This is a genomic window from Cobetia sp. MM1IDA2H-1, assembly GCF_002916775.2.
In the GTDB taxonomy this organism is placed as follows: Bacteria; Pseudomonadota; Gammaproteobacteria; order Pseudomonadales; family Halomonadaceae; genus Cobetia; species Cobetia marina.
Map to the genome: position 1 here is coordinate 2,038,354 of NZ_CM133225.1, position 18,913 is coordinate 2,057,266.

Consider the following 18,913-nt stretch of genomic DNA (forward strand, 5'->3'; position numbering starts at 1 on the left):
GCATGCAGACGCAAGATGTCGCGCATCCGGCCCTGCAAGCGCCCAAGGTCAATGAGGACGCTGCCCCGCGCGTGCTGATGGCATTGCGCGGCATCGACAAGGGCTTCTCCGGGGTCAGCGTGCTCAAGGGCGTCGACCTGACGCTACGCGCCGGCCGGGTGCATGCGCTGGCTGGCGAGAACGGCGCAGGCAAGTCGACGCTGATGAAGATTCTCTCCGGCGTGTATCGCTATGACGCCGGCACCCTGTGGCTTCGCGATGAAGAAGTCATCTTCACCACCCCACGCCAGGCCATGGACAGTCGTATCGCCATCATTCACCAGGAACTCAATCTAGTGCCGGGCCTGTCCGCTGGCGAGAACATCTTCCTCGGGCGGGAACCACGTACTGCGCTTGGCACCGTCGACTGGAAGCGCCTGCATGCCGATGCCCGCCAACTGCTGGATCGCCTGCGCCAGACATTGGATTCACGCACCGCCGTCAGTGAACTGAGCATCGGTCAGCAGCAGATGGTGGAGATCGCGCGCGCCCTGTCGCTTGACGCCGAGATCATCATCATGGATGAGCCCACCGATGCCCTGACGGACATCGAGACGGACATCCTGGCCGAGGTGGTCGCGGAGCTGCGCGGTGAGGGACGCTCACTGGTGCTGATCACCCATCGTCTCAACGAGATCTTCAGCATGTGCGATGAAGTCGCCGTGCTGCGTGATGGCCAGATGATCCACCAGGGGCCGACGGCGGAACTGGATGAGGATGGCTTGATTCGCCTGATGGTCGGCCGTGAACTTGCCGAACGCTATCCCTATACGCCCGCCAGTCCCGATGGCGAGGTGATGCTGGAGGTGAAGGAGCTTCACGCGCCGGGCGTCAATGGCATCAGCTTCTCGGCACGCCGCGGTGAGGTGCTCGGCTTCGGCGGCCTGATGGGCGCAGGACGCACCGAGCTTGCGCGCGCGCTGTGCGGTGATACCCGCATCGCGGCGGGAAGCGTGACCTTCAACGGACAGTCCGGGCAGTTCCCCTCGCCGGCCGCGGCACTGGCGGCAGGCCTGGTCTATGTGCCGGAAGATCGCAAGCAGTCAGGACTCATTCTGGCGCACTCGGTGGCCAGCAACATGTCTCTCAGTGCCCTGCCGAACTTCTGCGGTGCGCTGGGGCGCATTCGTCACGGCGAGGAAGCCGCGGCGGTCGAGCAGTTCGTCAAGAGCATGCAGATCAAGATCAGCGATACCGCCCAGGCGGTCGATACGCTGTCCGGTGGCAATCAGCAGAAGGTGTCGCTGGCCAAGGCACTGATGCCGGCACCGGAGCTGGTGATTCTCGATGAGCCGACCCGCGGTGTCGATGTCGGCGCCAAGCGCGAGATCTACCTGCTGATCAACGAGCTCAAGCGTCAGGGCAAGTGCATCCTGCTGATCTCCTCCGAAATGCCCGAGCTGCTGGGTCTGGCGGATCGCATTCTCGTGGTGGCCGATGGCCGGATTTCCGGTGAATTCAGCCGCGAGAACGCCACCCAGGAAGCGATCATGACAGCCGCCTCCGGTCTCGAGAGCCCGCTGAGTGCCAGCACTGGCGCCACCCGAGCGACCCCTCCACACACGTCTTCTGATTTCCCCCACGAGATGCCGAACTGATGTCCACTCCCACTTCCTCCGCCGCCAGCGACCGTCGACTCGACATCATGCGCCTGCTGGTCGACAACAAGGCACTGATCGCGCTGGCACTGTTGATCGCCGTCAGCGCCGGCCTGTCCGACAACTTCCTGTCTGCCGACAACCTGCTCAACGTGCTGCGCCAGACCAGCATCAACGCCATCATCGCCATGGGCGTGACCTTCGTCATTCTCACCGCCGGTATCGACCTGTCAGTGGGTGCGGTACTGGCACTGACCGGCGCCTTCGCCGCCTCGATGACCGCCGCCGGCCTGTCACCGTGGCTGAGCGTGCCCGGCACCATCATCGCCGGTGCCGCACTGGGCGCAGTCTCGGGTCTGTTCGTCGCCTTCGGACGCATCCAGGCCTTCATCGTCACCCTGGTGGCGATGACGGTACTGCGCGGCGCGACGCTGGTCTATACCGATGGTCGCCCGGTCTCCATCGGCGTCAGTGAAGCCGCCGACAGCTTCTGGAATCTGGGCGGCGGCTACTGGATGGGCGTCCCGATTCCCATCTACATGATGTTCTTCGTCTATGTGCTGTGCTGGGGCGTGCTGCATCACACCCGCTTCGGCCGTCACGTCTATGCGGTCGGCGGTGGCGAGAAGGTGGCACGCCTGTCCGGCATCAACGTCAATCGCATCAAGATCAGCGTCTACGCCATCGCGGGTGCCTTCGCGGCACTGGCGGGTGCCATCCTGGCCGCCCGTCTGGGTTCGGCACAGCCGAATGCCGGCACCGGATACGAACTCGACGCCATCGCCGCCGTCGTCATCGGGGGCACTAGCCTGATGGGTGGTCGAGGCCGCATCTTCGGCACCTTGATCGGCGCACTGGTGATCGGGGTCTTGAACAACGCGCTGAACATCATGGGGGTCTCAAGCTACTTCCAGATGATCGCCAAGGGCGCCGTCATCCTGCTCGCGGTACTGATCGACAGCCGCGCCCAGAAATAGTCTCGAACGCGCGCGAAAGACGCTTGCGATTTCATTCCCGGCAGCATCGAAGACCCTCGACCCCGTGCGCCAACCACGGGGTCATGCATCGCCAGGGTCGCCGACAACGAAGACGCCAGACGATGGCGTCGACAACAATGAAAGGAACCACGCCATGAAAAAACTGCTCGTTTCCTCGCTGACCACCGCCATCACCGCCGCCGGTCTGAGCATGATGCCGGTGCAATCCGCCATGGCGGACAAGATCGCGCTGGTCGTGTCCACACTCAACAACCCGTTCTTCGTCAGCCTGCAGCAGGGTGCCAAGGACAAGGCGGCGGAGCTCGGCCATGAGCTGATCGTGCTGGATTCCAGCAACGACGCCGCACGTGAGCTGTCCAACGTGGAAGACGCCCTGTCACGTGGCGTGGACCTGCTGCTGGTCAACCCGACCGACTCCGACGCCGTCGTCTCCAGCGTGCGTACCGCCAATGCGCACAACGTGCCGGTGGTGACGCTGGATCGTAGCGCCAACGGCGGCCGGATCGCCGCCCACGTGGCCTCCGACAACGTCGCGGGTGGCGAACTGGCCGGCAGCTTCATCGCCGAGAAACTCGGCGGAGAAGGCAAGGTCGTCCAGCTTGAGGGCGTGGCCGGTGCCTCCGCGACACGTGACCGTGGGGAAGGCTTCCTCAAGGCCATCGAGGGTCACTCGGACATCAGCCTGATCGCCAGCCAGCCGGCCAACTTCAATCGCACCCAGGGCCTCAACGTGATGGAGAATCTGCTCCAGGCGCATCCTGAGGTGAATGCCGTCTTCGCGCAGAACGATGAAATGGCGCTTGGCGCACAGCGCGCGCTGCAGGCGGCCGGCAAGGACATCCTGCTGGTCGGTTTCGACGGCACCGATGAAGGCATCAAGGCGGTTCAGGCCGGCAAGATGGACGCGACCATCGCGCAGCAACCGTCACTGATCGGCAGTCTCGGCGTGGAAGTCGCCGACAAGCTGCTCAAGGGCGAGGACGTCGACAAGACCACCGACGTGCCGCTCAAGCTGATCACCGAGTAAGCGCGAGCCCGCGAGACGTGACACCAAGACGCCGGCCTCGTGCCGGCGTCTTCGTCACCGCTCTCCACCGGCTCCACCGACACGCGACGACATTCACATCGACAGACGTGACGACAGGCGTCAGAACAAGACGCATCATTCCACCAGGGACAGGGGACAGGCAGCGTGATTCGACTCAAGGATGTGGCGGCACGGGCAGGCGTTTCCGTCACCACCGTCTCACATGTGGTGAATGCCACTCGGCCCGTCGCCAGGGACACCGAAGCGCGGGTGCGCGAGGCCATCGCGGCACTCGGCTATCGGCCGGACAGCGTGGCACGCGCGCTGAAATCCAATCGCAGCCGCACGCTGGGGATGATCGTCACCAGCGCGCACAACCCGTTCTTCGCCGAGGTGATCCGTGGAGTCGAGGACCGCTGCTATCAGGCAGGCTACAGCCTGATCCTGTGCAACAGCGATGACATCGATGCCAAGCAGCTCAGCTATCTCGAGACACTGCGCGATCGCCGCATCGATGGGCTGGTGGTGATGACCGCCGAGAACGGCGAGGGCTTTCTGCAGGCTCTCAGCGCCCTGCCGCTGCCGACGGTGATGATGGACGCCGACCCTCAGCCGGGCTGGGACATGACGGTGGTCAATGATGACTCGCGCCTGGGGGGCAGGCTTGCCATCGAGCATCTGATATCCCGCGGACTCGAGCGCATCGCGCTGCTGACCGGCCCACGCGATCACGCCCGCTCGCGGGAGCGCCTGTGCGGAGCACTCGGGGCGCTCAAGGCCGCCGGCCTGGGCGTACCGGAGGACTGGCAGGTCGCCACCGACCTGATGCTGGAAGATGGCCATCGCGCCGCTCACCTGCTGCTGGCGGACCCCGGGGATCGTCCGGACGCCATCTTCGCCTTCAATGACCTGCTGGCGCTGGGCTGTCTGCGCGCCGCGCAGGATCTTGGCCTCGAGGTCCCACGCGAGCTGTCGATCATCGGCTACGACGACATCGAGATCAGCGCCTACCTCAACCCGGCACTCACCACCATCCGCCAGCCGATCTATGATCTCGGCACCACGGCGGTGGAACAGCTCATCGCTCGCCTGGAGGGTTCCCCCTTCCCGGGCCAGACCCAGCTGGCCCCCACGCTGGTCGTGCGCGAGAGCGTTTCGAGGGTAGACCGGGCCTCATCAGGCTCGCGCTGATAACAGCTCGGCATCAAAGATATCCATTATCAACATTTCTCTTATAGGTGATGGCGACATACCGTAGGCCACCTTGATCGACGCCAGATCAGCGCGTCAGATCCGCACATCAGCACAATGCGCAAGAGGAGCCTTTCGGTGAGCCATCAAGACGAGACGACCACGGAGACCCCCGAGTCCTCCCCCATCAGTCGCGGCCTGCTGTTGCTGATGGCGATTGCCGTGGCCGCCACGGCAGCCAACCTGTATTACAACCAGCCGCTGCTGGCCGACATGGCGGCCTCACTCGGCGTCAGTCAGGGCACCATCGGCATGATTCCCTCGGCCACGCAGTTCGGTTATGCCGTGGCGATCCTGCTGATCTCGCCGCTGGGCGACACCATGGACAGACGCCTGTTGATCCGCAATCTGTCCATCACCCTGGCCGTGGCCTCGCTGGGCGTCTTTCTTGCCCCGAGTCTCTGGCCATTGCTGGTGGCGAGTTTCGTGGTCGGTCTGGGTGCCAACATCACCCAGCAGCTGATCCCGCTTGCCGCGTCACTCTCCACACCGCAGAGGCGCGGCAAGGTGATCGGCACGCTGATGACGGGGCTGACCATCGGCATCCTGCTCTCGCGCACCCTGAGTGGCAGCATCGCCGAGTACTGGGGCTGGCGCAGCGTCTTTCTGGTCGCCGCCATCCTCGCCATCATCATCGGCGTGTCACTGTATCGTCAGCTACCGAGTCGTGCCCCTGCGGTGCAGATGGCCTATCCCAGGCTCATCGCCTCGATGTTCACGTTGCTGAAACGCCATGCGCTGCTGCGCGAATCCGCGCTCACCGGCGCACTGTGGTTCGCGGCCTTCAACGCCATGTGGGCGACACTGGCACTTCATGTCACCGACACGCCCTTTGATTACAGCGTTCAGCAAGCCGGACTGTTCGGCATCATCGGACTGGCGGGGATCATCGGAGCCAAGGCGTCGGGACGTCTGGTCAATCGTGTCGGCGCAGGCCCCTTGATCAGCCTCGCGCTCACGATGGTGGTGGCCGCCTTCGCGGTACTCGGCCTCTGGGGAGACAGCCTGACGGGGCTGATCGTCGGCATCATCCTGATGGATCTCGGGGTCTTCGCCGCCCAGATCCCCAATCAGGTGCGCGTCTTCTCCATCGACCCCGAGGCGCAGAGCCGCATGAATGCCGTCTACATGCTGTGCTATTACACCGGTGCCGGCCTGGGCTCGGCCGTCGGGGTCAAGATGATGAGCCTCTTCGGCTGGCAGGGCATGGCAGTGTTCGGGCTGACGCTCGGGGCGCTGGCGCTCGGGCATCACCTGCTCAGACAGCGCCGGCCAGCGGCGCCCTCCCACAAGGACTGAACGTTCCTCTCAAGGGGACCGTGGGCCCCGACGACAGCGAATGCCGCCATCACTCACGGACTGCGGCAAATGACGCCATGATTCAGGTAGTCGATTCAGGTACACTCTGCGCGCCATTTCGGTGCGTGGCCTGACTGCGACGACCTGCAGTCCGCCGACCAGCGAGATGGTACGCGATTCACGGCCTGTACTCAGGGCAAGAACCCGTCAAACTCTCGAGATCCACATGAAGCTCATCGTCAAACTTGTCCTCGGCATCATCGCCGGTCTTCTGATCGGTCTGATGGCCCCGGATATCGTGGTCCGCGCGGCGCTGACCGCCAAGGTCATCATCGGCCAGCTGATCAACTTCACCATCCCGCTGATCATCCTGTTCTACGTGATGAGTGGCATCGCCTCTCTGCCGAAGAATTCAGGCGCCATGCTCGGACGCACCGTCGGCATGGCCTATGGCTCCACCATTCTCGCTGGCATCTTCGCCTTCCTGGTCGCCAGCAATCTGCTGCCGGGCATGCTGTCCGGCATGGCGCCCGTGGCCGAAGGCCGCGACGCACTGGCCCCCTTCCTCGATCTCGAGATTCCGGCCGCGTTGCCGGTGATGACGGCGCTGGTACTGGCCTTCGTCTTCGGTGTCGTCATCAGTCGTCGGGAGCTTCCGACCCTGAAAAGCGCAGTATTTGAATCACGTGAAGTGGTCGACGTGTTCCTCAACAGCGTCATCATCCCGCTGCTGCCGCTGTTCATCGCCGGTACCTTTGCCGAGATGGCCTATGAGGGCAAGGCGCTGTCGACACTGGATACCTTCTGGAAGGTGCTGGTGCTGGCCATCGTGATGCACTGGATCTGGTTGAGCACGGCCTATCTGATCACCGGGCTCGTCCAGCGTCGCTCGCCGCTGGGACTCCTGCGCAACATGCTGCCCGCCTATCTGACGGCGCTGGGCACCATGTCCTCCGCCGCGACCATTCCGGTCAGCCTGCGTCAGACCAAGGCCAACGGGGTCAGCGATGAAGTGGCGGATTTCAGCGTGCCGCTGTGTGCCACCATCCATCTGTCAGGCTCCACCATCACCATCGTGACCTGCGCTACCGCCGTGATGATGATGAGCCATGACCTGGCCATCGCCAGTCTCGGCGAAGTCGTCCCCTTCCTGATCATGCTGGGCCTGACCATGATCGCCGCGCCCGGTGCGCCGGGCGGCGCCGTGATGGCCGCACTGGGCGTGCTGGGCAGCATGCTCGGCTTCGGCGAGGCGGAACTTGGCCTGATGATCGCGCTGTATCTGGCACAGGACAGCTTCGGCACCGCCACCAATGTCACCGGCGACGGCGTGATCGCGCTGTGGGTTGACCACTTCGCCCGCCGCGATGGCGTCGTCGCGGACAGCGATGCCCGAGCGCTTGATGAGCAGACCGCGCGTTCACGCTCCTGAAGCAGGCCACCCGAGCGTCACGGACTGATCTCCAGGGCGTTCGGGGCAACCGCTGCACACGAAAAAGCCCCGTCACTCGAGAAGTGGCGGGGCTTTTTCGTGTGCAAGGCTTCCACATGCTCAAGGTGAGGCATGACGCCGCGCCGCGCCTGACACCATGCCCGCAAACGGCTACCATGAGCGCCCACGCGTGAGCGCTGTCATGGCGGTGAGTTACCGCCTCTCTGTTACCGTTGCCGGAGTGCCAGATGTCCCTGCTTGACTCTTTCCCCCTCACCTCGCGTGCCCAACGCCTGCCCCTGCGACGCACACTGGCGGCCTGGTGCCTCGCCGGTGGCAGCTTGATGCTGGCGCAAAAGGCCAGCGCCCTGGAGATCGGCATGCCTGCCGATGCCGGTGTCAGCGCCAGCCCTGCCGTCGTGCTGGAAGCCGAAGGTACCCTCGAGGACTCATTGCGCGAGCCGCTGACCCTGACGCAATTCGCCAGTGCGGATGAGGTGATGAAGGGGCTGCGTGATGGCACGCTGGACGCCGCCTACCTGACGCCCTGGAACCTCAAGGCACTGGCCGAGAGCGGCGTGCCGCTGCGGGTACTGGATGGCGCGGACCTGGATGATGTCAGCCTGGTCGCACGCGATGAGCTGATCCGCTATACCAAGCTGTTCGAGCCGCAGGAAATGCTGATTCGCTTCCTGAATGACACCACGCGTGCAGTGCGGGTGGTGATCAGCGACAGTGATGCGCGCTCGCATCTGGCGCTCAAGCAGTGGATCGAGGTCAAGGTCGGTTCCAGCATGCAGCTGGTGAGCCCACGCTCGCTGGAAGCGCTGGAAGGTGATGAGTACACCGGCGATGCGCCCAAGGCGCTGATCAATAGTCGCAAGATGCATGCCGCCTTCCTGGGTGGCGATGACGCCTCCCGTCTGGTGGCCCTGCACCCGCTCTCCAAGGACTGGCTGCCGCGCGCCAACATGCTGGACCTTCCGCGCATGCTGCTGGTCAGCCGCGCCGACATCGCCGATGACGCTCTCGATGCCGAGCTTCAACAGCTGGGCCAGGCCCACGCCGCGGCACAACGCACCCTACATCAGGAAGACCCGACGAAGGCTGCCTTCATGCTCAAGCAGGAGTGGCCGGCCCAAGCCGGTGAAGCGCCAAGCCTGCCTCAGGTGGTACATGCGCTGAATGGCAATGCGCTTGCCGTCAGTGACATGCGTCAGGCGCTCAATGACTGGCTGGGTGAGCAGCAGGCCAAGGTCACCTGGCCCGAACTCCAGCCGTGAGTGACAGTCGTGAGCCGCCTTGATCCCAGGCCGTCTTGCCCCCAGGCCGCCTCGGACCTTCAGACGCCAGGCGCGTCAGCCAGAGACAAAAAAACCCGCCAATTGGCGGGTTTTTTCATTCATCAGCGACGATCAGGCGTCCAGCGCTTCCGCGATCTGGGACTGAGCCTTGGGACCGATACCCTTGACCTCAGCGATCACGCCGTCAGCGTGGGCCTTGCGGACCTTGGCGACGTCATCGTAGCCGGCTTCGGTCAGCGCGCGGATAGCTGCAGCGTTCAGACCCAGGTCTTCCAGGGAAGCCGCGTCTGCGGTGTCCTCGGACTCCGCCTGCTCTTCAGCGGCTGCCATCGGCATCATGCGGGACTGGGCGATGGCCTGTTCACGGGCCAGACGCGCCTTGTACTGCACCAGCTTCTGGTTGAACTCGTGTTCGACCTGCTTACGGTGCTTGTCAGAGGCTGCTGCCTTCTCGCTCAAACGCTCGTTGCGAGCACGCAGGTCCTCGACTTCCTTCTTTGCCTTGTCACGGGCATTGCGGAGCTTGTCGGCTTCCTTGCTGGCTTCACGCAGCTGACGCTCCAGCTCCTTGATGCGGGCGTTCTGGTCCTGCTTGGTGTCCTGCTCCTGAAACAGGGATGCAAGCTGATCGTCAAGAGTAGCGTCGGTCATACTGCTATGTTGCCTCGAATAATTGATAAAGAGCTAAAGTCTGGGCGCACATTCTACCGCAGTTCTTCAGTTTGTGCTGCATTTGAGCGCAACCGAGCGAGATGAATGTGATGTCGGTGTCCTGCCTGGCGCAATTTTACCCCATCCTCACCATAGCGCCAGCACTGGTTGTCTCTGGCGCCGGGTGAGCCTATCGGCCAGTCGTCGTGGCGGTCTTCACGCATGCCTCGACGACTGGCCAGGCAATTCCTGCCCCCTTCTCACGTCACGTTCACATTCACGCAAGAGGGGGCGATCAAGGGCGCCTCAGTGCTTGCGCCATTCTTCCAGCTTGTCCGCCAACTGCTGGCGACGCGCATCAGGCGCCGCGAGAGAGGCACTCTGGTGACCTTCCCCGAAGCGATTCTCCAGGTAGTCCATCAGATTGATCAGCTCGCCGTCGGTCAGGTTGTCATCAAAGGCCGGCATGAAGACGCTGTGACCATTGTTCTCGCGCTGCACGCCATTGAGAATCGCCTGCGCCAGGTTGTCCGGATAGACACTGCCGGTCACGCTGTTGTGGAACAGCGACGGGTAGTAACCATCCTGGGTGCCGGCGCCATCCGCCCCGTGACACATGGCACAGTGGCCCAGATACAGGCGCACACCCGGGGTGGCATCCGTCAGCTGGCCGATCAGCGCTTCGTCATCCGGGCGCTTGTCGAGTGGCTGACCGCGCAGCAACAGGACATCGTCAGCCGGTGCCCCCTGATTGAACCGCGTGGCGACCTGAGGCTCGCTGGCCTGCTCGGCTTCCGCCTGGCGATCGCCATCATTGATCGCCTCGCCCTGCTCACCCTTGCCATTCACGGCCGGGATGGACTTCAGATAGACGGCAATGGCACGCAGATCATCTTCGCTCATGTGACGCATGGAGTGCGTGACGACATCCGCCATCGGGCCGCCGGCCTGCGCCTTGCCCTTGAGATTGCCGGTGGCGAGGTAGGTCTGGATATCCTGCTCACTCCAGCTGCCCAGACCATCCTGCATGTCCGGCGTCAGGTTGAAGGCGCGCCAGCCTTCTATCATCGCACCACCGAGATAGCCGTCCTCATCGCCTGTCAGCGCCTTCTCCTGGAAGGCGATGCCACGCTCGGTGTGACAGCTGCCACAGTGTCCCGGCCCCTGGACGAGATAGGCGCCACGGTTCCAGTCGGCGCTCTTCTCGGGGTCATCCTGCCAGGGCTCCAGCGGCGAGAAGATCTCTTCCCACAGCGCCATCGGCCAACGCATGTTGAGCGGGAACGGAATCTCGCTCTCACGGTTCGGCGTGGCGCTCGGCGTCACGTCATGCATGTTCCAGGCATAGAGTGACTTGATGTCGTCATCGGTCAGACGTGCATAGGACGGGAACGGCATCGCCGGATAGAGATTGTGCCCATCGGCCGCCTCACCTTCGCGCAGTACACGGGTGTACTCCTCGAGGGTGTAGTTGCCGATGCCATGTTCGGTGTCCGGGGTGATGTTGGTGGCGAAGATCTTGCCGACCGGCGTCTCGAAACCGAGGCCGCCGGCGTACTCATCACCGTCTTGCGTACTATGACAGGCAGCGCAATCACTGGCGCGTGCCATGTACAGGCCCTTCTCGATCAACGCCGGATCATTGGTGGCGGCCTTGTCGGCCTCCACCTGCCTGGCGTGCTCATCTTCACCACTGCCACAGGCGCTGAGCAACAGCGCACTGGAACCGGCAATGGCAGCAAGACGAATTGCACGGGCCAGACGCGCGGGACGGGCCGTGAGGCGGGCACCTCGGGCATTCTCATCAATGGCATCACGAATGCCAGCAGTACGGGCGTGCGGGACCATGCTTATATTTCCTGTTCGAGCAGATCGGCAATACGAAGAGACAAGGCGGCAATCGTCAGAGTGCAGTTGACCGAGCCGACTGTCGGCATGCTGCCGGAGCTGGCGACGAACAGATTGTCGTGGCCATGCACTCGGCAATCGCGGTCCACCACGGATTGCGTCGGGTCATCTCCCATCAGGGTCGTACCGCAGATATGCTGGTTGTTGGAGAACTCATCACGGAACGCGATGTCCGTGCCTCCCATCAGCTTGGCGATGCGTGCATATTGCTCCCGCGTATGCACGGCGCTGCGCTTGACGTAATCATCGATAGCATAACGGAATTCCGGGCGCGGCAGACCAAGTGCGTCACGTTTTTTTGACGGCGTGATGCGATTGGCTGGCTCGGGCAGCAGCTCATGGAAGCTGTCGAACTGCACATAACGGCTGGCACGATTGTCGATCTGCGCCTGCAGGTCCGCGCCCAGCCTCAGGGGTGTCTCCGCCAGCACCTCGGTGGTCATCTGCTGAGTCCGGGCGATGTTGGAAAGGTGCAGCTTCTTGGAGGCGAATTCACGGCGGAAATCCCCGTCACGCCAGGTGATGATGGACGTCATCTCTTGGGGGCCACGGCCGGCCCACAGTGCCTCATCGGCCAGAAAGCTCACACCGGTACCCGGGTGATCCATCAGATGCCGGCCGACCATGTCGTTCTGGTTGCCCACACCGTCGGGGGTATGCGCATTCACCGACATCTGCATCAGCTTGGGCGTCTCGATGCCATTGGCCGCCAGCACCACCTTGGGTGCGCTCAGTCGATGCTGCTTGCCTTGCGGGTCGAGATAGCGCACTTCGCGGATCTTGCCGCTGGCATCGCTTTCCAGATGATGGACGATGGCATTGTCGATCAGTCGGGCACCGGCGCGCTCCGCCTTCTCGACGTGAATGATGCCGGAGTACATCGCCCCGATCGGGCAGATCGGCATGCAGTTGTTGTTGCCGCAGCAGGTCGGGCGGTCATCGTAGGGGCGGCTGTTGCGCGCCACCGGCTCGGTGACCATGTCAAAACCGTGGGGATTGATGCGCTCGCTGACCCGCCGTTCGTTCCACGACAGCGGCAGAGGCGCCATCGGATACTCGGCGCTGCGCGGGCTGCCGAGATCGACATCATTCGGCCCCCAGACACCCAGCGCCACCTCGGCCCGGAAGTAGTAGTCTTCCAGGTCCTCATAGGCGATCGGCCAGTCGAGACCTACTCCATATTCGCTCTTGAGACGAAAATCGCTGGGCAGGAAGCGCCAGGCCGAGGCCGCCCAATGCCAGGTGGTACCGCCGACGGCGCGGATATACTGCGCGTCATAGGGCTGCTCACCCTTCTGGACGAGATAGTCGGCATTGTCGCCGTGCAGCATGGGATGCGGTGCCGCCTTGCTGGCGGGATACGGCCCCATGAAGTCCATCTTGTCGGCCTGATTGCGAAAGCGCTCCACGATCTGCCAGCGCTCCAGGCGCGGGCCGGCCTCCAGCATGATGACCGCCTTGCCGGCTTCGGCCAGACGATGCGCGATCAGGGCACCGGCAACGCCGGAGCCCACCACGATCACGTCAGCGTCATACGTACGAGCTTCCTCAGCCATGCGGGGTTCTCCTCAAGGTGCTTTGCGTCACCGCAGCGGGACTGCGATGTCGTCAGGGCATTCGTTGCCGCCCGCTCTCATGGCGATGCTGGCAGATGAACGAGTGGGTTCAGGCAGGACGCTCGGCCCAGAAACCGGGACGATTCGGGCAATAGGTCCGCACGACCTGGACATCGCGGGGGCCTGCATACATGCCGGCATGTTCAAAGGCGATCACCTCGGCCTGCGGGTCGGTGGCAGATTGCCCTACCGTCCCCAGCATCCAGGCCTGCAGCACGCGGCGCACCAGTGCCATCTCGGCTTCGCTCACGTCATCCTCGCGCAGATATTCACGCTGCTCCCCCAGGGCCAGGAGACGATCTCTCAGGTCCACCAGCGTGCCAAGGCCCGGCACGCCATCGACGGGCGTGCGCGCCAGCGCCTCGAAGAACCGCTGCCCGAGGCGCTCATTGAGGACTCTGTCACTCAAGAGCCATGCCGAGAGGGACATGAAGGCGGCAAAGGCGCCATCCTCATCCGTCTCCCGGGCACTGCTGGTGACCGTTTGCGCCAGCGCCGACAATGGCAGGCTGGTCAGTGTCGCGGCACCGACCCCGAGCAGACCACGCTTGAGCAGGCGACGCCGGGAAGCATCGACGCGTGCGATGTCATGAGTCGAATCAGGCAAGGCATCGGTCTCAGGCGAAGTCGTCATGGGGCTCTCCGGGCAATCATGGGAACAGATACGCACACTCGAGCACGCTGGCAGGCCAGCAGCAGGTCAAGCGGGAAACATTAACATTGGGTGAATGGTAACAATTGGCACCCCCCTCATAGACGAAAGACTAATGAATCATGCGTTCGCACTTGCGCAACTCTGTCATCGCGCTCGATGCAACCCGAGCGAACGCGGCAGGCCCCACCCCTCGCCCCGGGAGCGTGGCTTACGTCTTTCGCGGCGGCTGACGTTTTCAGTCATCTCGCGGCACAGTAGGATGTGGGCTTGATCCCTTCGTCATTCCAAGGATGGCCATCATGCTTCGCACCCTGCGTACCCCTCTCGCGTTGATTCTCACCACCACTCTGCTGGCAGGTTGCGAGAGCGCGTCCCGTATCGCCGACAGCATTTCCCTTCCGGACTTCGGCAGCACCACTGCCTCCGAGGACGGCGATCAGCGCGTCAAGCGGACAGTGGCCTTCCCGGAGGCGGAGTACGCCAAGCTCGACAAGACGGGAACCTCGGTCATCAAGGGCCGCATGTCCTATGACTGGCAGGGTCAGACGATCCATGCCAACCAGGCCGGCATCTCCATTGCCCCCGTCACCACCTACTCCGCGGAAGCCGCGGAACTGGCGCTGGCCGGCAAGACGGCAGAGCGCGCCGACCCGCGTGCCCAGGCCTATACCCATATCGTGCGCACCGACAGCAATGGCTACTTCAATGCCACCGGCCTGCCCGCCGGCACCTTCTATGTCGCCGGCGTCATCAAACTGCCCGATGGCACCCGCAGCCCGCTCATCCTGAGCCAGGTACAGGTCGGGCGTGGTCAGACACGCAACATCGAACTGAGCCGCTGAGCGTGCTGAGCCCAGACTCCCGCGAGCCCCGGGCCTGCCACCCTGAGGGATGATCGACGAATGACCACGACACCATGACGGCACTCTCGTTACGTTCCTACACGCCACGCGCCGATGTGCATGATCACCAGTATCCGCAGCTGGTGCTGCCGATCCGGGGCCATCTCGACATCCAGGTCGGCGGCTACACCGGAACCGTGGTCACCGGCGAATGCGTGATCATCCGCTCGGGCGAGACCCATCAGTTCCAGGCCCATGACGCGGCACGCTTCATCGTCGCGGACCTGGATTACCTGCCCGACAATCTCGCCGCCACTCGGCGCGTGGTGTTCTCCATCAGCACCCTGCTGATGAACTATCTGCTGTTTCTCGAAGCCCAGCTGCAGGGCAAGGTCGATGCCCGGATCGACCGTCTGGCCATCGAGCTGTTTCTGGGCCTGCTGGAGCGGCAGACCTGCGACAAGCGTGTCGATCGGCGTCTGCTCAGAGTGCTGGATGTCATGAACGAGCAGCTGGATCAGCCGCATGACGTGGCATCACTGGCGGCCCTGGCGCATCTGAGCCCTACCCAGTTCCACAAGATCTTTCGTGACAACCTGGGCGTCAGCGTCAAGCAATACCTGACAGCGCGGCGCATGGAGCGCGCCCGTGCGCAGTTGATCCATTCCGACCTCAGTGTCCAGCAGGTCGCCGAGGCAGTGGGCTATCAGAACCTGTCGGCCTTCACGCGGCGCTTCTCTCACCATTTCGGCATGACGCCGCGCGAGATGACTCGCCAGTACTCCAGCCTGACCATCTCCAGCTGAGCGTCTTCCCCTGACCTTCTTCAGCACCTCTCCCGCCCTTGTCACGGCGTTTCAGACGCCTGCTGGCTCACTTGGCTGTCTCCAGCAGAACGAAGCGTAGTTTCAGCACAATATCGATTCGCAATGAAGCGTAATCTCGTGGTCACCGAATCACCTTTCATTGCGAGCCATCAACCATGCAACACCGCATCGCGAACGCTTCGCTCTCCCCGCTGCTCCAACATCAGACCGGCAACCTGTGCGTACTGCTGGCTGCCTGCCTGTGGGGAACCACCGGCACGGCCGCCCACTTCAATCAGGGTGTGAGCCCGCTGGCCACTGGCGCCTTCGCCATGGGGGTGGGCGGCGTACTCCAGGCCATCCTGTCACGCCACCATCTTCGCGCCGAGGCACACAAGCTGCTCGCACAGAAACATCTGGTGGCCTGGGGCGCTCTGTTCATCCTCTGCTATCCCCTGGCCTTCTACTCGGCCATGGAATACACCGGTGTCGCGATGGGCACCGTCATCACCATCGCCACGGCCCCCTTGGCGGCCGCCGCACTGGAATATCTGCTGGACCGCAAGAAGGTCACTGCCAGCTGGTATGCCGCGCTGACGCTGGGAATGATCGGCGTCGCGCTGATGGCCATCGGCGAGACCGCGTTGCCTGAAGCCACGCCACGGCTGGAAGCGCGTGGTGAGGGGGCGATGCTCATGGATGAGCGCAAGCTCATCGGCATCGCCCTGGGGATCGTGGCCGGCGCAAGCTACGCCACCTATTCGGTGCTCGCCAGACGCATGATGTTGCAAGGCACCCACGGGCGTGCGGCGATGGGCTGCCTGTTCGGCACCGCCGGTGTGGTGCTGCTGCTCGGCCTTGGAGCCGCCAGCCTCATCCACGACCCGCGCCTGTTCGCCACGCCGGTGAATGCCAGTGTCGCCATCTACATGGCGCTGATTCCCATGCTGCTGGCCAGCCTGGTCTTCGGGCGTGGACTGGCCAGCGTGCCCATCAGTCGCGTCACCATGCTGACCATGTTCGAGCCGCTGGTGGCAGGCGTTCTGGCGGTCGTGGTGGTCGGCGAGCAGTTCACCATGATGGGGGCGATCGGCATGCTGTTGATCATGACCTGCCTGATGCTACAGCTTCGCTCCCGTGCCCCCAGGACCCCGACGGCCAGTCCGCAGCCAGCGCCCACCGCATGGGCAAGGGCCTCCCACGCATCACGACGCCCTGACCTTGAGGCAGAGCGGGCGTCTGATCTGGAGACTGACCTGGCGACGGGGCTCTGGACTGGCAACGATAGCGGGCAGGAGCCCGCCTGCGAAAGCGTCGCAATGCTCGACTACCCCGCAGAGAGCCAGCACGGCTGGTCCCCATGCGGCAGTGGAGTCCGGCGACAGGACACCACGTTGAACGGATCTCACTGAACGGATCTCACTGAACTGGCCTCACTGAGCCGGTCTCACTGAGCCGGTTGCGCTGAGCTGACGACGGGGCGCAGACCGCAGTGACTCCCCGCGTTGTCGTGATCATGACAGAAAGTGGTTTCAGCACACTCTGCGTGCTCGCGGCATGCATGGCGAGCCGACGAGAAAGAGCGCACCTCTCACGCCAAAGGAATGCCTGGATGACAACGATCTCTCCTCTGACCTCCCAACCCTCGAAGTCGGGAGTGCTGGGCAGCCTGGCGGTGCTGTTTGCGGCGCTGCTGTGGGGCACCACCGGCACGGCGGCCCACTTCAATCAGGACGTCAGTCCGCTGGCGACCGGTGCCTTCGCCATGGGCGTTGGTGGCCTGCTTCAGGCAGTGATCGCACGGCCCTATATCTTGGGCTGCCTGGGCCTTTTGATGGCGCAGAAGCGCTGTGTATTGCTCGGCGCCGTGTGTGTCGTCATCTACCCGCTGGCCTTCTACACCTCGATGCATCTGGCGGGCGTCGCCATCGGCACGGTGATCACCATCGCCACGGCGCCCCTGGCGGCCGCGATACTGGAGCGCCTGTTCGGTCACCATCGACTCACGCCGAGCTGGTATCTCAGCCTCGCGCTGGGCATCGCCGGGGTGGTGATGATGGCATTGGGCGAAACGGGCCATCAGGGCATGACGACACCCCTCGCCGCGGGGCAGAGTGCTGACGGTCGCCTTGCCTTCACTGATGAACTGGCGCGCCTGGCAGGTATCGCGCTGGGCATCATCGCCGGGGTGACCTACGCCGCCTACTCGCTGATCGCACGGCACATGATGGAAGGTGGTATCCACGCTCGCGCGGCCATGGGCAGCCTGTTTGGCGTCGCCGGCATCGCGCTGATCGCAGGCCTGGGCCTCAGCATGCTGGTGGCAGACCCGCGCCTGTTCGCCACCCCCGGCAACGCAGGCGTGGCACTCTACATGGCACTGGTACCGATGTTCCTCGGCTATCTCGCCTTCGGCTATGGCCTCAAGACCATCACCGCCAGCAAGGCCACCCTGCTCACGCTGTTCGAGCCGCTGGTCGCCGCGCTGCTCGCCGTCACCATCGTCGGCGAGCATATCGCTCCGCTCGGCTGGACCGGCATGGTACTGATTGCCGTCTGCCTGGTGATTCAGGTGAGGCCGAAACGATCTGAAGAATGCCTGGAATCTGAACAACAGAAAGCCCCAGCCTGAGGATCAGGCTGGGGCTTTCTGTGTTACTGGGCATGTACCCACGGGATTACGCCGTCTCGATCACTCGCCGTGAAGCGTGCGACGTCAATGCGAGGCAAGCTCGGCGGCATCAACTTGCGGCGTTATGCGGCGTACGCCCTTGGCATCCTGCGCGTAGGCACGATGGCGCACATCCCAAAGCTCCACAGCATGCTGGATGTTGAGCCAGAACTCCGGCGTATTGCCTAGCGCAGCCGCCAGCTTGATGGCCATCGGAGCCGTCAAGGTCCCCTTGTCATGAACGATACGGCTCAGGGTATTTCTGTGCACTCCCATCGCCTCGGCCAGTGTGCGAATGTCGATCTCCATCGGCTCCAGAAACTCTGCCGTCAACATCTCGCCCACCGTCAGTGGGCGCCGCTGGGTGTTTCTCATCGCTGCTACCTCCTCTAGCCCTTGTCAGCATGCGGGTCTAGATATGTTGATGGGCAATCCCTGCCTCCCATCGAAAGATGAGTCGATACTGCTTGTTGACGCGAATCGAGCAATAACCTGCGAGATTGCCCTGCAGATGCTCGAAACGATTGCCTGGCGGAATCCTCAAATCAGACTCCTGGCTTGCGGCATCGAGAATCTGCAACTTGCGATAAAGCGAACTTGAGAGCGCCGCAGGTATCTTGCGGTGGCCAACATCTTGCTCGTAGAAGCTCTCGAGCCACACATCCCTGAATTCCACCGCCATGGCAGCACCTTTTTCCACCATTCTATGCACAACCATGTTGTGCATCAAGTGACTCTCCCCTGAGGTGACTCTACCCTGACGTTTCTCTCCCCCATGAAAAACGCCCAACGAGTCCAGGACTCGTTGGGCGTGTC

At 63.4% G+C, this 18,913-nt stretch carries 17 protein-coding genes; 11 read left to right on the forward strand and 6 right to left on the reverse strand.

Annotation, left to right across the window (positions count from 1 at the left end; genetic code table 11):
* Positions 1 to 2 precede the first annotated feature (2 nt).
* From BOH68_RS08705 to BOH68_RS08735, 7 genes are all read left to right on the forward strand, one after another.
* Positions 3 to 1,637, forward strand: coding sequence for a sugar ABC transporter ATP-binding protein (locus BOH68_RS08705; RefSeq protein WP_077377323.1), 1,635 nt, complete (start codon positions 3 to 5; stop codon positions 1,635 to 1,637).
* Positions 1,637 to 2,614 carry a ribose ABC transporter permease gene (gene rbsC / locus BOH68_RS08710; protein WP_077376157.1) on the forward strand — a complete coding sequence of 326 codons (978 nt, stop codon included), beginning with the start codon at positions 1,637 to 1,639 and terminating at the stop codon, positions 2,612 to 2,614. The genes BOH68_RS08705 and rbsC overlap by 1 nt, the downstream gene beginning before the upstream one ends.
* A 154-nt stretch (positions 2,615 to 2,768) precedes the next feature.
* Positions 2,769 to 3,662: a ribose ABC transporter substrate-binding protein RbsB gene (gene rbsB, locus BOH68_RS08715; protein ID WP_077376154.1), complete on the forward strand. Its 894-nt coding sequence runs from the start codon at positions 2,769 to 2,771 to the stop codon at positions 3,660 to 3,662.
* Positions 3,663 to 3,827: 165 nt separating this feature from the next.
* Positions 3,828 to 4,853 carry a LacI family DNA-binding transcriptional regulator gene (locus BOH68_RS08720; protein ID WP_077376151.1) on the forward strand — a complete coding sequence of 342 codons (1,026 nt, stop codon included), beginning with the start codon at positions 3,828 to 3,830 and terminating at the stop codon, positions 4,851 to 4,853.
* Between the two features lie 138 nt (positions 4,854 to 4,991).
* Positions 4,992 to 6,212 carry an MFS transporter gene (locus tag BOH68_RS08725; RefSeq protein ID WP_258038256.1) on the forward strand — a complete coding sequence of 407 codons (1,221 nt, stop codon included), beginning with the start codon at positions 4,992 to 4,994 and terminating at the stop codon, positions 6,210 to 6,212.
* A 226-nt stretch (positions 6,213 to 6,438) separates the two neighbouring features.
* A complete protein-coding gene (locus BOH68_RS08730; protein WP_077376148.1) occupies positions 6,439 to 7,644 on the forward strand; it encodes a dicarboxylate/amino acid:cation symporter in 1,206 nt (401 codons plus the stop codon).
* Positions 7,645 to 7,892: 248 nt separating this feature from the next.
* Complete coding sequence (locus BOH68_RS08735) at positions 7,893 to 8,927, forward strand: substrate-binding domain-containing protein (RefSeq protein WP_077376145.1); 1,035 nt, start codon at positions 7,893 to 7,895, stop codon at positions 8,925 to 8,927.
* Positions 8,928 to 9,059: 132 nt separating this feature from the next.
* On the opposite strand, the gene BOH68_RS08740 is transcribed toward BOH68_RS08735, so the two are convergent.
* The 4 genes from BOH68_RS08740 to BOH68_RS08755 all read right to left on the reverse strand — a co-directional run bounded on the left by BOH68_RS08740 (position 9,060) and on the right by BOH68_RS08755 (position 13,757).
* Positions 9,060 to 9,599 carry a hypothetical protein gene (locus BOH68_RS08740; RefSeq protein WP_077376142.1) on the reverse strand — a complete coding sequence of 180 codons (540 nt, stop codon included), beginning with the start codon at positions 9,597 to 9,599 and terminating at the stop codon, positions 9,060 to 9,062.
* Between the two features lie 306 nt (positions 9,600 to 9,905).
* The gene (locus BOH68_RS08745; RefSeq protein WP_205632757.1) at positions 9,906 to 11,447 is read right to left on the reverse strand and encodes a c-type cytochrome; all 1,542 of its coding nucleotides are present in this window, start codon (positions 11,445 to 11,447) and stop codon (positions 9,906 to 9,908) included.
* Positions 11,448 to 11,449: 2 nt separating this feature from the next.
* Positions 11,450 to 13,063, reverse strand: a complete 1,614-nt coding sequence (locus BOH68_RS08750; RefSeq protein WP_077376139.1) for a GMC family oxidoreductase — start codon at positions 13,061 to 13,063, stop codon at positions 11,450 to 11,452.
* A gap of 109 nt (positions 13,064 to 13,172) precedes the next feature.
* Complete coding sequence (locus tag BOH68_RS08755; RefSeq protein ID WP_077376136.1) at positions 13,173 to 13,757, reverse strand: sugar dehydrogenase complex small subunit; 585 nt, start codon at positions 13,755 to 13,757, stop codon at positions 13,173 to 13,175.
* Positions 13,758 to 14,077: 320 nt separating this feature from the next.
* Between BOH68_RS08755 and BOH68_RS08760 the strand changes: the two genes are divergently transcribed.
* The 4 genes from BOH68_RS08760 to BOH68_RS08775 all read left to right on the forward strand — a co-directional run bounded on the left by BOH68_RS08760 (position 14,078) and on the right by BOH68_RS08775 (position 18,058).
* On the forward strand, positions 14,078 to 14,620 hold the full coding sequence (locus tag BOH68_RS08760) for a hypothetical protein (RefSeq protein ID WP_077376133.1): 543 nt from the start codon (positions 14,078 to 14,080) through the stop codon (positions 14,618 to 14,620).
* A gap of 74 nt (positions 14,621 to 14,694) precedes the next feature.
* Positions 14,695 to 15,426, forward strand: a complete 732-nt coding sequence (locus tag BOH68_RS08765) for a helix-turn-helix domain-containing protein (protein ID WP_077376130.1) — start codon at positions 14,695 to 14,697, stop codon at positions 15,424 to 15,426.
* 176 nt (positions 15,427 to 15,602) lie between these two features.
* Positions 15,603 to 16,838, forward strand: a complete 1,236-nt coding sequence (locus BOH68_RS08770; protein WP_077376127.1) for a DMT family transporter — start codon at positions 15,603 to 15,605, stop codon at positions 16,836 to 16,838.
* A 200-nt stretch (positions 16,839 to 17,038) separates the two neighbouring features.
* A complete protein-coding gene (locus BOH68_RS08775) occupies positions 17,039 to 18,058 on the forward strand; it encodes a DMT family transporter (protein WP_077376124.1) in 1,020 nt (339 codons plus the stop codon).
* Between the two features lie 84 nt (positions 18,059 to 18,142).
* Here BOH68_RS08775 and BOH68_RS08780 read toward each other — a convergent pair whose 3' ends face one another.
* Together BOH68_RS08780 and BOH68_RS08785 are read right to left on the reverse strand one after the other, a co-directional pair.
* Entirely contained in the window at positions 18,143 to 18,472 is a 330-nt protein-coding gene (locus BOH68_RS08780; RefSeq protein WP_077376121.1) for a HigA family addiction module antitoxin, read from the reverse strand.
* Positions 18,473 to 18,509: 37 nt separating this feature from the next.
* Positions 18,510 to 18,824, reverse strand: coding sequence for a type II toxin-antitoxin system RelE/ParE family toxin (locus tag BOH68_RS08785; RefSeq protein WP_258038255.1), 315 nt, complete (start codon positions 18,822 to 18,824; stop codon positions 18,510 to 18,512).
* Positions 18,825 to 18,913: the final 89 nt, after the last annotated feature.